This window comes from Nocardia sp. NPDC059228 (assembly GCF_042754245.1).
Lineage (GTDB): Bacteria > Actinomycetota > Actinomycetes > Mycobacteriales > Mycobacteriaceae > Nocardia.
Genome location: NZ_JBHZAL010000018.1, coordinates 17,500 through 30,482, shown reverse-complemented (window position 1 = coordinate 30,482; position 12,983 = coordinate 17,500). Strand labels below are relative to the sequence as shown.

Annotated in this window: 16 protein-coding genes; 7 read left to right on the top strand and 9 right to left on the bottom strand. The window is 67.4% G+C overall.

From position 1 onward, the window contains the following. Nucleotides 1–19 precede the first annotated feature (19 nt). Entirely contained in the window at nt 20–1,348 is a 1,329-nt protein-coding gene (locus ACFXKA_RS25405) for a cytochrome P450 (RefSeq protein ID WP_379429169.1), read from the bottom strand. Between the two features lie 272 nt (nt 1,349–1,620). Between ACFXKA_RS25405 and ACFXKA_RS25400 the strand changes: the two genes are divergently transcribed. Further along, a complete protein-coding gene (locus ACFXKA_RS25400; RefSeq protein WP_354834232.1) occupies nt 1,621–2,886 on the top strand; it encodes a helix-turn-helix domain-containing protein in 1,266 nt (421 codons plus the stop codon). A gap of 18 nt (nt 2,887–2,904) precedes the next feature. Here ACFXKA_RS25400 and ACFXKA_RS25395 read toward each other — a convergent pair whose 3' ends face one another. Both ACFXKA_RS25395 and ACFXKA_RS25390 read right to left on the bottom strand, forming a co-directional pair. Beyond that, on the bottom strand, nt 2,905–3,738 hold the full coding sequence (locus ACFXKA_RS25395; protein WP_379429168.1) for an SAM-dependent methyltransferase: 834 nt from the start codon (nt 3,736–3,738) through the stop codon (nt 2,905–2,907). Nucleotides 3,739–3,824: 86 nt separating this feature from the next. Next, nucleotides 3,825–4,697, bottom strand: coding sequence for an SGNH/GDSL hydrolase family protein (locus tag ACFXKA_RS25390; protein WP_379429167.1), 873 nt, complete (start codon nt 4,695–4,697; stop codon nt 3,825–3,827). A 241-nt stretch (nt 4,698–4,938) separates the two neighbouring features. Between ACFXKA_RS25390 and ACFXKA_RS25385 the strand changes: the two genes are divergently transcribed. Then, nucleotides 4,939–5,148: a cold-shock protein gene (locus ACFXKA_RS25385; RefSeq protein WP_354834223.1), complete on the top strand. Its 210-nt coding sequence runs from the start codon at nt 4,939–4,941 to the stop codon at nt 5,146–5,148. 405 nt (nt 5,149–5,553) lie between these two features. Here ACFXKA_RS25385 and ACFXKA_RS25380 read toward each other — a convergent pair whose 3' ends face one another. After that, nucleotides 5,554–5,691, bottom strand: coding sequence for a hypothetical protein (locus ACFXKA_RS25380; protein ID WP_379429166.1), 138 nt, complete (start codon nt 5,689–5,691; stop codon nt 5,554–5,556). Nucleotides 5,692–5,807: 116 nt separating this feature from the next. Here ACFXKA_RS25380 and ACFXKA_RS25375 point away from each other — a divergent pair, with 116 nt between their 5' ends. After that, nucleotides 5,808–6,584, top strand: coding sequence for an EI24 domain-containing protein (locus ACFXKA_RS25375; RefSeq protein ID WP_379429165.1), 777 nt, complete (start codon nt 5,808–5,810; stop codon nt 6,582–6,584). Nucleotides 6,585–6,666: 82 nt separating this feature from the next. On the opposite strand, the gene ACFXKA_RS25370 is transcribed toward ACFXKA_RS25375, so the two are convergent. Continuing rightward, nucleotides 6,667–7,017: a DoxX family protein gene (locus ACFXKA_RS25370; RefSeq protein ID WP_354834217.1), complete on the bottom strand. Its 351-nt coding sequence runs from the start codon at nt 7,015–7,017 to the stop codon at nt 6,667–6,669. A gap of 61 nt (nt 7,018–7,078) precedes the next feature. On the opposite strand from ACFXKA_RS25370, the gene ACFXKA_RS25365 reads away from it, so the two are divergent. Then, nucleotides 7,079–7,990, top strand: coding sequence for a LysR family transcriptional regulator (locus ACFXKA_RS25365; RefSeq protein ID WP_379429164.1), 912 nt, complete (start codon nt 7,079–7,081; stop codon nt 7,988–7,990). A 58-nt stretch (nt 7,991–8,048) separates the two neighbouring features. On the opposite strand, the gene ACFXKA_RS25360 is transcribed toward ACFXKA_RS25365, so the two are convergent. Beyond that, entirely contained in the window at nt 8,049–8,870 is an 822-nt protein-coding gene (locus ACFXKA_RS25360) for a thioesterase family protein (protein WP_379429163.1), read from the bottom strand. 87 nt (nt 8,871–8,957) lie between these two features. After that, the gene (locus tag ACFXKA_RS25355; protein ID WP_379429162.1) at nt 8,958–9,332 is read right to left on the bottom strand and encodes a cupin domain-containing protein; all 375 of its coding nucleotides are present in this window, start codon (nt 9,330–9,332) and stop codon (nt 8,958–8,960) included. A 78-nt stretch (nt 9,333–9,410) separates the two neighbouring features. Here ACFXKA_RS25355 and ACFXKA_RS25350 point away from each other — a divergent pair, with 78 nt between their 5' ends. Continuing rightward, nucleotides 9,411–9,857 carry a MarR family winged helix-turn-helix transcriptional regulator gene (locus ACFXKA_RS25350; protein ID WP_354834206.1) on the top strand — a complete coding sequence of 149 codons (447 nt, stop codon included), beginning with the start codon at nt 9,411–9,413 and terminating at the stop codon, nt 9,855–9,857. A gap of 16 nt (nt 9,858–9,873) precedes the next feature. On the opposite strand, the gene ACFXKA_RS25345 is transcribed toward ACFXKA_RS25350, so the two are convergent. Then, entirely contained in the window at nt 9,874–10,731 is an 858-nt protein-coding gene (locus ACFXKA_RS25345) for a GNAT family N-acetyltransferase (protein ID WP_379429161.1), read from the bottom strand. Between the two features lie 123 nt (nt 10,732–10,854). On the opposite strand from ACFXKA_RS25345, the gene ACFXKA_RS25340 reads away from it, so the two are divergent. Further along, complete coding sequence (locus ACFXKA_RS25340) at nt 10,855–11,211, top strand: hypothetical protein (RefSeq protein ID WP_379429160.1); 357 nt, start codon at nt 10,855–10,857, stop codon at nt 11,209–11,211. A 52-nt stretch (nt 11,212–11,263) separates the two neighbouring features. Further along, on the top strand, nt 11,264–12,310 hold the full coding sequence (locus ACFXKA_RS25335; protein ID WP_379429159.1) for a crotonase/enoyl-CoA hydratase family protein: 1,047 nt from the start codon (nt 11,264–11,266) through the stop codon (nt 12,308–12,310). On the opposite strand, the gene ACFXKA_RS25330 is transcribed toward ACFXKA_RS25335, so the two are convergent. After that, nucleotides 12,307–12,771 (bottom strand): MarR family winged helix-turn-helix transcriptional regulator, encoded by a 465-nt coding sequence (locus ACFXKA_RS25330; protein ID WP_379429158.1) that lies wholly within the window; start codon nt 12,769–12,771, stop codon nt 12,307–12,309. The two genes, ACFXKA_RS25335 and ACFXKA_RS25330, sit on opposite strands and share 4 nt — an antisense overlap. Between the last annotated feature and the right edge of the window lie 212 nt (nt 12,772–12,983).

Here is a 12,983-nt window from a genome sequence, read left to right as displayed (position 1 = left end):
ATCCTTTCGTGCTCGAGAGTCAGTGGGCCGGCCGGGGCGTGATATCCAGCCGCATACCGGTCGGGATGACGGCGAAATGGAAACGGTCCCTGGGTGGTTCGCCATTCGCCGGCAGCGCGATGTCGAAGTTGCGGCACACCATGCCGGTAACGCTCTTGACCTCCAGCATGGCCAGGCCGCGGCCCGGGCAGAAGCGGGGGCCGGAGCCGAACGGGGTGGAGGCGTCGGGCCGGTGATTGCCGGGGCCCTCGTTCAGCCAGCGATCGGGATCGAAAACCAGTGGCTCGCTGAAGTTCTCCTCCTGCAGGCCAGCGTGCTGGACATTGACGATGACCCAGGTTCCAGCCGGGATGTGCACCCCGGCGATGGTCCGGTCGACGATCGCTTCCAAGCCGATGAGGGGGGTGGTGGGCTGCAGCCGCATGGATTCGGCCGCGACCGCCTCCAGGTACGGCTGCCGGTCCAGCACGGACGGGATCTCGGCGATCTCCTCCCGAATCCGCTGCTGCACTTCGGGTTTCCCGGCCAGGTGGTAGAGCAGCCAGGCCATGGCATTGCTGGTGGTGTCCTGGCCCGCGATGAGGATCGTGAGCGCTTCCGCGAAAAGCTCGTCGTCGGTGAACGAGCCGCGGCCGTCCTGCGCCAGCAGCAACGCCTCGATGAAATTCGTGGGCCGCTCGGGGAGACTCGCGCGAGCACGGGCGATGACGTCGGTCAGATCCTGCCGCAGGGCCGCCAATGCGCGCTCGAGGGCCCGATCGTCGGGCAGCTTCACATAGCGCCAGTATGGGAACGGCATGGCGAGCCGGCGATTCAGAATGGGGAAGATCAGCTCCAAATGGCGCTGAATGACGTCGCCGGATTCTTCGATGGTGTTGATGTCGTAGTCGAAGGTCAGTTTGGCGGTGACATCGACCGTGTAGCGGGTCAATTCGGCGCGCACATCCTCCGGGGACCGGCGTTCCCAGCGCCGGCGCAGGCGTTCGGTAATGGTCTCCAGGGTGGGTTGGAAACCGCGCAGATGAGTCGCGTTGAAGGCCGGCATGGCCAGCTTGCGCCGCCGCCGCCAGGCCTCGCCCTCCAGGGAGAACAGGCCGTTGGAGCCCATGTCGTCCATGACCGATTCGATGGCGGACTGCCGCCGGAAGCCGCCGGGGCGGTCCCGCAGGATCTCCCGATTGAGTTCGGGATCGCTCACCACCACGATCCGCCGACCGGGCATGCCGACCCGGTACAACGCCCCGTATTCGTCGCTCCAGGAGTCGAATTGGCGATGCAGCAGGGAGGGTGTCAATTGCGGGAGATTGCCGACCAGTGGCCATCCTCGGGGCCCCGGTAGATCGTCCACTGACACCATTCGAGAAGTCGAGAGGGACACTACAGGAGCTTAACCGCGAATTGGCTCCAATGCGAAAGATGAAGAACTGCTTTGCATTCGGAGACAAGAAATTCGTTGCAATTTGGTCTCGCGAAACTAATCGACCTGGAATCGAGTGAAAGTGACTGCACCCCTTGCCAAGCAACTGTTTGGTGTCATGACGACCAGGGATGATGCTGTGCCGATTGGTATTTCGCACACACTCCTTGGTGCTCGAGTCTGTTCTTGGTGACAATCGGCAGATGCTCGCCCTCGTTCCCCCACTGGGTGATGACTCGCCCGTCCTGGCCCGCCTGCTGCCGCGGCTCCCGGAGATTGCCGCCGGTATCTTCGAAGCCGCACTGGGCGCGGTGCCCGGCCTCGAGAATCTGCCCGAGGACCACTTCGCCGATGTCATGCCCAGCTTGCTGGCCGGGACGGTGGCGTTCATCCGGGCCATCGAGGAGCGGCGCGTGATCACCGCCGAAGAGGTCGCGGAGTACGTCGTCCCGGTGGTGGAGCGGCACGCCGAGGACCGAATCCCCGTGCGCCAGCTCATGACCGGCCTGTTCGGCGGCGCCCGCTATCTCTGGGACGAGGTCGCCGCGACCGCGGAGCCGCACGAGTTGCCCGATATCGTCGCGATCGGCCAGCGGGCGCTCGAGGCGCTCATGCACATCACCATCACCATCTCCGAAGTGCACTCCGACGTCGAGCAGTCCATCTACACGGTCGAACGCGAGGCGCGCCGCGCCCTGTGCTCGGCCCTGCTGCGGGGCGCGCCGGTCGAGGAACTGGCGGCGCGCGCCGACATGGCGCTGGCGGACCGCTACGACGTCCTCACCTTCCACCTGCGCCCCGACCCGCTGGTCCTGGTGGCCGACACCATGGTCACCCGCCGCCGGATCCGGCAGTTCCAACAGGCACTCGACGCGATGCTCGGGACGACGGTCCTCAATACCTTCGACGGATCGAATGGAATCGCCCTGCTGCCCAGTAGATCTCGTCCGCTCTCCGAAGTCGGCGAAAGTCCCTTCGCGCGCGTGGCGGCGAGCCTGGCCGACCAGTTCGGCGTCGACGTCTTCATCGCCGACTGTCCGGGCGTCGCACGCGCCGATCTGCCCGGCGCGGCGCGGCAGAGCACCGACCTGGCCGAACTCGCCCGCCTGCTGGGCCGCTCCACCGGCGTCTATCGCCTCGACGACCTCCTGCTCGAATACCAGCTCACCCGCCCCGGCCCCGCTCGCGACCGCCTGGCCGAACGCATCGCACCGATCCTGCGCCACCCCCACCTCTTCGAAACCCTCGACGCCCACATCCGCCACGGCTCCGCCGACCGCAAGGCCGCCGCCGCAGGGGTCCACGTCCACCCCAACACCTTCAGCTACCGCCTCCGCCGCGTAGCCGAGCTGACCGGCCTGGATCCCAGCGACCCCAACGATTCCCGGCTGCTCGCCGCCGCCCTCATCATCCACCACCTCTACCCGGCTCCGGTCGTTCCGGATCCCGGTGACGGAGCGGCCATGTGACGAAATGCGGCGAACCGGCTAGCGTTTGAAGCCGACGCCGCCGACGATGCAGTGCCGCACGGCGTTCAGGGGGGACAGACGGGGGCCGTCGGGCCACCAGTCGTCGCAGAGCACCAGACCCGGGTCGATCATCTGCAGGTCACCGAACAGGGCCTGGATCTGGGCGCGGGTGCGGAAGCGGCCGGAGCCCATCGGACTGTGAACGAACTTCTCCTCCATCTTGCGGGCCAGCTCGCTGTACTCGTCGGCCTCCGGATCGTAGAAATGGGCGATCGCGACATAGGAACCCGGGGGCAGTGCGTCGATGTAGGTGCGCATGAGGGCGGCGGCATCGTCGGACGGATAGTGGTGCAGCGTCCCGATCTGGAACATCGCCAGCGGGCGGGTGAAGTCGAGTTCGTCGCGGACCTCGGGATGCTTCAACACCTCGAACGGCCGGAAGATGTCGGCAGTGACGATGGAGGTGTTCGGACTGCCGACCAGCAGGGCGTGGGCGTGGGCCAGCACCATGGGGTCGTTGTCCACATAGACGACCGTCGAATCCGGCTTGACGCGCTGCACCACCTGATGGGTGTTCTCGGTGGTGGGCAGGCCCGAGCCCAGATCCAGATATTGGTCGATGCCCGCTTCCTTGGCCAGGAAGCGGCACACACGGATCAGGAAATCCCGGTTGGCCCAGGCCAATTCGGCGACGCCGGGGGCGACCGCGCGGACCTGATCCAATACCAGGCGATCGACCTCGAAATTGTCCTTGCCGTTCAGCGCCGCATCGTAGACGCGGGCGATACTGGCGCGCGTGGCGTCCACTCCGACCGGTATCGCGCTCGGGTAACCAGGTGCCGGCCCGGACATCCACGCTCCCCTCGACGCATCCAACCTTCGACCTCGACCATGGTAAATCCGAACTCACCGCCCTGACCTGGGTCTGCCCGAATTGCTCAGAACGTGGCTGCCATCTTCTGCGCGGTGGCCGCGTGCCCGTACTGATTCGGATGGAATTGCGCGCCTTCGCCATTGTCGACCGAGGTGCCGTTGACCCAGCGGTCCGGGATCGCCTCGCAGACATCGTGCCCGTTGTAGATCTCGTAGGTGCTGAAGTACTCGGTGCCGGCCTGGGAACGCAGCATGGTGTTCAATCCGCCGACGACGGTGTCACGCGCCCAGTCGACATCGGCGGGCAGCACCGGCTGCCGCCCGGCGCACAGGGCCGCGTTGTCGGGCAGGATGTGCGGGTAACCGACCAGGACGACCCGCGCCTGCGGGGCTCGGGACTTGATGTCGGACACCAGTTTCGCGACCTTGGCCGAGACCTGTGACAGCCGGGTCGGCATCGAGGCGTCGTACTTGTTCTTGCATCCCAGCAGCACCTCGGCACTACCGCTGGCGATTCCCGTTCCGAGATTTTGGAATACGGCGCTGCCCGTCCCGGATCCCGTGCCGAGGGTTCCCGCCGTCACACAGTCCTTCACGATGTTGGTGAAGCCGATGTCGTTGCCACCGACGCCCAGGGTGACCAGATTGGTGTCGGCGGTGACGGCGGAGAGCTGGGTGCTGGTCACCGAGTCGGTCGTCGCGCCGCCACACGTGACATCGGTGAGGCTGTAACCGCGTGCCGCCGCGAACAGGTGGGCGTAGTTGCGATCGGAGCGTGAGCAGGTCTTGTCGAGGATGTTGGAGATCCCGACTCCCGCCGCGTACGAATCCCCCAGCGCCACATACTTCGTGCCGGCGTCGGCGGTAGCGGGGGCGATACTGACGAGGGTCCCGGCCGCGACGATCGCAACAGTGGACAGGCAGTACTTCAGATTCACGATATAGGTCCTCGCGGTCGAGCTCAGGGCGAACAGCCACAGACGGTACGAGATGACCCGGCAGCCGATAGATCAAGCGACCGAATCGTTATCCCGGTCGGGTGGCGGCCCCCGCAAACCCGTGAACGGCGGTCTGCGACGAACCGAAGGGTCCTCGTTCGCCGTGTCCGGCCAGTGAGGAGACAAGTCGGCCGGTAGGCTCGAGCGGTCCACTCGTCCGATCGGAAGGGAGCGGCACCAAATGGCAACAGGCACCGTGAAGTTCTTCAACGCCGACAAAGGGTTCGGTTTCATCACACAAGACGAGGGTGGACCGGACGTTTTCGTCCACTTCAGCGCGATCCAGTCGACCGGTTACAAAACGTTGCAGGAAAACGACCGCGTCGAGTACGACGTGGTGCAGGGAGCAAAGGGCCCGCAGGCGGAAAACGTCGTCGTGCAGGGTCAGTAAGTTCTCAACCACGGGACACGGTCAGCGACGGTGCGTTCGAGGCCGCCCCGAGCTCATCGCATGCGCCCGAACACGAATCAAGCCCGGCCCAGGTGACCGAAGGCCTACACAGTGTTTGGACGACGCGGAGGAACTCAACTCGGACGCAGCACCGGATACGGCCGGGTGCGGTTCTCTGCGTTCGACATCGAGCGCTGCCGCGGGGCAACCCCGGCAGGCACGACCCCGACGCGCCGGGCGAGTCGCCCGAGGTCGCCGGCGGCGAGGCTGCGCTGTGCAGTGCGCATCATGTGGCCGACGAGTTCCTGAACAGCCACTCTGTTGCGAACGTGCTGTGGCGCATCGTGTTCGGCGCGCATTAGCGCATGCATGGAATCTCGGTACTCGGATCCGGCGGAAGGCTCGTCATTGAGCCGCGTGGGTGCCTTTTGCCCAGGCCCAGGCCGTCAAGCGCCAGTCGGTGCCGACCTTGCCGAGTGCCGCAGTGAAGATTGCGCCGGTTTGCGTGACCGGCTCACCCTGAAGGGTGTACGAGTAGGTCACCGGAACGACGACATATCCGTAGTCGCCGGTGACATCGGCATGCCGTGGGGGCCTTCGCCAATTTCGGGGTGTACGCGGCCGGATGACAGTTGGGCGGGCGCCAGTATCGTTCGGGGATGCGCGATTTCGGGGTTGGTTTCACATACTTTGTGCGGGGGCAGCGGTGGGTGGGTGGGCGGCCGCGGGAGTTCGGGTTCGGGATCGCGCCGGCGCTTGTGACGTTGGTGTTGTATGTGGGGGCGTTGATTGCGGTGGTGGCGTGGGGTGGAGATCTGACCGAGACGGTGACGCCGTTCGCCGACCACTGGCCGAGTCCTTGGGCGGGGTTGTTTCGCGGGGCGTTGGACATTGCGTTGATTGCGCTTGCGGTGCTTGCGGCGGTGCTGACGTTCACCGCTGTGACCTTGGTGATCGGGGCGCCGTTCTATGACGTGATTTCGCAGCGGGTGGATCGGTCGGTCTCGCCGGATGGGACTGCGCCGGAGTCCGGGCTTTCCTGGTGGCGGGAGTTGTGGGTGTCGGTTCGGGACAGCGTTCGGATTCTGGTGCGGGCGATGGTGTGGGCTGTGCTGTTGTTCGTGCTGGGGTTCGTCCCCGTCGTCGGTCAGACCGTGATTCCGGTTGTCGCGGTGTTCGTCACCGGGTTCTTCCTCACGCAGGAGCTCACCTCGGTCGCACTCCAGCGACGCACGGTTCACCTGCGTGAGCAGCTGGCTCTGCTGCGCGCCCGCAAAGGCTTGGCATGGGGCTTCGGCGTGCCCCTCGGGCTGGCCTTTCTGGTGCCGCTGGTCGCGGTATTCCTCATGCCGGGTGCCGTCGCGGGCGCCACTCTCCTGACCCGCGAACTACTGCACGAACCGAACCGCCTCGCCGAAAACCACGCTGCCGCCTGAGCGAATCGACTCGCGGCGGCCGCGCACGTGTTCGAACCCGACTCGGAAGCAGGCTGCGCGCAACGCTGGGGTCGGCATTGCGTTATCGGGCGAGGGCGAAGGTCAGGGATGCTGCGGCGAAGGCGAAGTACATTGCGGGGAAAGCGATGTTGTGGAGCACCCGCGCGCGAATGTGGACGACGATTGCGGCGATGAAGTAGAGGACCAGGCCGAGGGCAGCGGCGATGCCGAGGGGGCGGGCGCCGAGGAGGCCGAGTACGAGGCCGAGGGCGCCGGCGGCTTTCGCGGTGCCGGCGACGGGGATCCAGGACGAGGGGAAGTTCACCTCGGCCGAGTTGGCCAGGACGAACTTTGCCCGCGCGAAGTCGGCGATGGCCATTCCGCCGTTGATTGCGATCGTGACGAAGGTGATTACCAGGTAGGCGATGGACACCCAACGATGCTGACCGACCGCGACTTTCCACGTCCAATACCTGCATCTATAACCTGATGGCATGGATGTGGACACGCGATTGCTGAGGTATTTCGCGGCGGTGGCCCGGGAAGGGAACCTGACCCGCGCGGCGGAGGGGTTGTTCGTGTCGCAGCCGGCGCTGACCAAACAGATCAAGCAGTTGGAGGACCAGCTCGGGGTGCGGCTGTTCACGCGGTCGAAATCCGGGATGGCACTGACGGAGCCGGGGCGGGCGCTCGCGCGGTGGGTGCCGGAGGTACTGACCAGCTGGGATCGGGCGCTGACCGAGACGATGAGCGCCGCGAGCGCGGCGGCGCGCGTGCTGCGGGTCGGGTTCATCGCGGGCGGGGCCAATGAGGCCACCCAGCTCATCATCGCGGATTTCGTCCGCCGCCGGCCGGAGTGGCGGATCGAGATGCGGCAGGCGGCCTGGTCGAACCCGACTGCGGGGCTGGCCGCCGGGGAGGTCGATGTCGCTTTGCTGCGATTGCCATTTCCCGGTCAGGAGCAGTTCCGGGTGGAATTGCTGCTGACCGAACCGCGTTGGGTCGCGCTACGCGCCTCGCACCCGCTCGCCACCCGCGAGGTGATCCCGTTCCGTGACCTGTGGGACGAGCCGTTCGTGGCGGCCCCGCCGGAAACCGGTGCGTGGCACGACTATTGGCTGGCGGCCGACGAGCGCGACGGGCATCCGGTGCGGATCGGCGCGGTCACCGAACACCCCGACGATTGGCTGATCTGCATCGCCAACGGTGACGGCATCGCCCTCGCGCCCCAATCCGCGGCACGCTTCTACACGCGTCCCGGCATCGTCTATCGCCCGGTCAGCGGCGTGAGCCCGAGCCAGGCCGGCGTGGCCTGGCGGCCCGGCGCGGACACCGATCCGGTCGTGCAGGACTTCATCCGCAGCTGCCTCGATCACCGGCAGGCGCCGCCGACGAGCACCGCGTGAAAACCGGCTCAGGCCTGGCGGATTGCGGGCGCTGATGTGCGCCAACGCACCCGGACCGTCAGTTGGCGGAGGCGGGGAAAGCCTGAGCTTCGGCGAAGGCGGCCATATCGACCTGACGGCGGGCATTGGACAATGCGGTGATGGTGCAGACGCCGAGCTCGCCACTGCGGTCGTACAGCGTCGCCGTGGAGACGGCAATGCCGTTCGAGGAGACGTGGTCTCGGGCCTGGAGACCCAGTTCCACCCCCTCGGGGAGGCGGGACAGCGTCATGGTGACGTCGGTGTTGATGTAGCCGACGCCCTCGGTGCCCCAGTTGCAGACGAGGTTGGTGGAGTCGCTCACGAAGGCCGCGCGCTCGAACGGAGTGATGGGCACGCCCTCGATGAGGGCAGGGACGTTGTTCCAGGCCGCCTTCTGGTGCGGATTGACGCCGGAGGCGAAATCGTGGGTCCAGTCGAAGGATCCGGACTTGAACAGCGGCGGGCTGCCCTCGGGGCCGTCGAGCGGGGTCGCGGGGGCGGGGAGGTCCCGGGCGGGCTGCCAGATCCGGCCCGGCGGCTCGGCGGTGGCGACCAGGAATTGCACGGTGGCGCGGGCACGCACGCGATCGTGCTGGACGATGGCGGCGTCGGCCACCCGGATTCGATTGCCGTCGCGGACGATCGAGCTGCGCAGTTCGATGGGCTCGTTCAGGACCGGACTGAACAGGTCGACGGTGAAGCGGGCGGGCACGAAATCGGTTCCAGGGCGGTGCGTTTCGAGTTCGTGGGCCAGCAAGCCGCAGACGGCGGTGCCCGCGAGTTGCCCCGAGGACCAGGCGCTGACCGCCATACGGGTCGCTGTGAAGCGACCGTTCTCGTGGGTGAAGAACGCGGCCATGGTGCCTCCCCTACCGGTTGATGAGCTCCCGAATTAGAACACGTTACAGAAACGGGAGGGAAGACCCACGTCCCAATCAGCGGGTGATCAGTTCACCCACGGCGGGTTGACGACGGTGCCGTCGAGCAGCTCGCCGGTGAAACCGACGGGCGCGTTGACGAGCACCTCGGCGGTCCGGTCATCCGGATTGTCCAGGCGGATGATGGACCCGGCCGGCACCACCGCCGCGTCACCGGGCGCCAGCCGCGCGGCCTCGCCATCGATGGTCAGCGTGATCGATCCCGCGAGCAGGACGAACGCCTCCTCGCGGTGCACGCGGTGCGGGACACCCTGGATGCCGGGCGCGACCTCCAGCCGCCACAGGCACAGTTCACTACTGCCGGTGCTGGGGCGGACCAGCGGGGTGAAGCGGGAGCCGTGCATTTCGTGGGACTGAGCGTCGGCGGCGTGGATTACGGGCATTGCCATCTCCTTTGGTCAAGCTGCTTGACTATATAGTCAAGCTTGTTGACTTCTTTGTCAAGTGCCAAGATTCCAGATATGCCCGGATACGCACAGGACCTGCCGCTGCTACTGCTCGCGGCCGCCGCGGAGGTCACCGACGCCATCAACGACGGGTGCGTCGCGGCCGGATTCACCGACATCCGGCCCACCCACGGCTTCGCCTTCGTGCGCATGGCGCCGAACGGCGCGACGGTCGGCGAGATCGCCGACCATCTGGGGGTCACCAAGCAGGCCGCCAGCCAGCTGGTCGAGGAACTCGTCAAAAAGGGCTACGCGCAACGCAATCCGCATCCGCACGACGCGCGCGCCAAGCTCGTCACCCTCACCGAGCGCGGGTGGGCGTGCACCCGCGCCGCCGACGCCGCCGCGGCCCGCTTCACCGAGCGGTGGGCCGCCACGCTGGGACCGGCAGCCACAGTCGAACTGCGCAATGCCCTCACCCGAGTGGTCACGCCCGGCCGGGTGCGCCCGTCGGCCTGGTGACGAATTCCACTACCGCTCAGCCGAGTTCGAGGGAGGTCGCGCCGTAGACCCGCTCCCGGTGATACGCCCGGACGGGCCCGGTGTACATGCGCGCGGTCTCGAAGCTCGGGGTCAACCCGGCCGCCTCCATCAACCGCACCGCGGGCTCGTTGTCGAGCGGGACATCCACCGCCAGCGGCATACCCGCCGCGTGGGCGGCGAGCGCGGCCAGCAACTGGTGCGCGTCGCCGGGGGTATCGGCGAACAGTGGGCCCACCCGCAGCGAATCCCGGGCCGGACGCAGGGTGGCGTAGCCGGTGACCGTGCCATCGACAATGCGGGCGAAGGTCCGGTGCCCCGGCTCGGCGAGCCAGGCGCTGAGGAATACCGGCCGGTCCGCTGGATAGCACGCGGAATCGTACGGTTGCAGCGCCGCGAAATCCGCCGGCGCGAGCGCGGTGACCGTGTCATCCGGCAGTGGCAGACGCGGCACGCCCACGAATCGCGCACTGCTGTAGGCGAGTTCGAACCCGCTGCGCCGATAGTTGTCCTGCTGCGCGGGAACTCCGTCGAGCCCGACGACCCGCTCCCCCGCGTGCTTCAGCCCGGCTTCCCAGGCGGCCAGGCCGAACCCGCGCCCGCGCAGGTCCGGGCGCACCAGATAGAAGCCCAGGAACGCGTAGTCGTCGCCGTAGTTGACCACCGAGACCGCGGTGGCGGGCTCCCCGTTGACCCGACCGAGCAGGAACCCGTCGGGATCCTGCGCGAAGTACGCGGTGACATCACGTAGCCCCGGATTCCACCCCTCGGCGGCGGCCCACTCCACCACGGTGGCCCATTCCGCCGGGGTGGCACGGGCAATGACCAGACCATCGATACGCACGGCATCCGGCATGCGACCACGGTAACCGCAAAAGCTCTGTGACTCGCGGAGATTCGAGGACACGGCGGGCGTGCGCTCCATCCCGGCGGAGCGCCCGGCGAGCCGGCCCCGGCGCTCCGGTAGGGTCGAGGAGACATGGCCCGCGACCTGCGGGGTTGCGCGGAGTTCGAGGAAGATATGGCCGACTACGCACACTCCGATCACGCCAGCCGCAGCCGGGAGGAGAAGGCCCGGCGGCTGGCGGCCTATCTCTGGGCGCGCGGCATCAGCGGACCCGAACTGCTGGAATTGCCCGCCGCACAACGGCGCAAGCTGGCGCGGGCGGCCGGCACCAATCCGCCCAGCACCGATGAGACCTGGCAGGTGGTGGCCGGGCTGCTCGGCGAGAAGGATGCCTGGGCCGAGCGCAATCCCGGGCATCCGCAGGCCCGCCGGGAGCGGCTGGACGAGAAGATCCTCTGGGTGAAACCGCCGGTCAAACCCTGGGAGTAGGAACGCCCGGAAACCCTTGACAGCAAGAAATGAACCGGGGTTCACTGCTTGAGTGTCCCCCGACTACGAGAACCACTCCGGCACCCGCCCGGCTGCCTGGCGCGACGATCTGACCGGTGGTGACGACTCGCTGTTCGCGGGCCGCCCCGAACCGGTGAACGAATACACCGGCCGCACGCTGACCTACGAGGTGACCGGCCGCATCGCCCGCATCACCTTCAACCGGCCCGAACGCGGCAATGCCATCACCGCCGACACCCCGATCGAGCTGGCCGCCGCTGTCGAGCGGGCCGATCTGGATCCGCGCGTGCACGTCATCGTGGTGAGCGGGCGCGGCAAGGGCTTCTGCGGCGGCTACGACCTGTCGATCTTCGCTGAGAACAATCATGAGGCCGGCACCGTTGCCCCGGCCGAGGGCGCCCAGCCGACCGAGGGCACCGTGCTCGACCCGGTCGTGCAGGCGCGCAATCACAATCCCTGGGGCACTTGGGATCCCATGGTCGACTACGCCATGATGTCGCGTTTCAACCGCGGCTTCGCCAGCCTGCTGCACGCCAACAAGCCGACCGTCGCCAAGGTGCACGGCTTCGCCATCGCCGGCGGCACCGATATCGCGCTGTTCGCCGACCAGATCATCTGCGCCGAGGACGCCCGCTTCGGCTACCCGCCCACCCGGACCTGGGGAATTCCGGCCGCGGGCATGTGGGCGCACCGGGTCGGCGACCAGCGCGCCAAGCGACTGCTGTTCACCGGCGACAGCCTCAGCGGCAAGCAGGCGCTGGAGTGGGGCCTGGCCATCGAGGCCCCGCCGGCCGCCGAACTGGACGAGCGCACCGAGGAACTGCTGGAACGCATTGCACGGGTGCCGATCAATCAGCTGGTGATGGCGAAGCTGGCGCTCAACAGCGCGCTGCTCAATCAGGGCGTGGCCAACTCCGGCATGGTCAGCACCGTGTTCGACGGCATCTCGCGGCACACTCGCGAGGGTTACGCCTTCCAATTGCGTTCGGCCACCGCCGGTTTCCGCGAGGCCGTCCGCGAGCGCGACGAACCGTTCGGCGACTGGAAGCGCGCCCGTGTCGAGCGGCCCGAGGACTAGGCGATGCCCTCCACGTCGGTGCGCTCGACCTCGGCGACGACCCGTTCGGCCAGCGAGCGCAGCGCGGCCGCCTCCCCGGCGGTCATCTCGTCGATGAACAGCCGCCGCACCAGCTCCACGTGATTGGGGGCGGCGGCCTCGAGCGCCCGGCGCCCGGCATCGGTGAGCCGCACCTCCCGCCCGCGGGCGTCGTCGACGGCCTGGCAGCGATCGACCAGGCCGCGGGTCGCCATCCGCGACAGGTGCTTGGACAGGCGGCTCTTGTCCCAGCAGATCTCCGCACCGAGTTCCTTGGCGCGCAGCTGGCCACCGGCCGCGGACAGCGCGACCAGCACCTCGTAGTCGGAGGTCGACAGTCCATCCTGGGTCAGCCCGGCGGCGAGGGCGGCATCCAGGCGTTGCCGCATGCGAATGTAGGACTGCCAGGTCGTCTGTTCCGCATCGGTCAGCCAGCGCGTCATGGCATCCATAGTATCGGCGAATAGTTGACACGGACACCAAGAAGATACTCAGGAACTTCACGGCGAATCCGCGCGGCCATCGAGCATCATCCTGCCGTACAGTACTGACCGTCCAATTTGCGTAGTTCTGGCGGAAATCGTCAATGCGCGAGCGCATTTCCGACCGGGGCGAATGAGACACCCACCGGCAGAAGAGGTTCCGGGCATTCGGG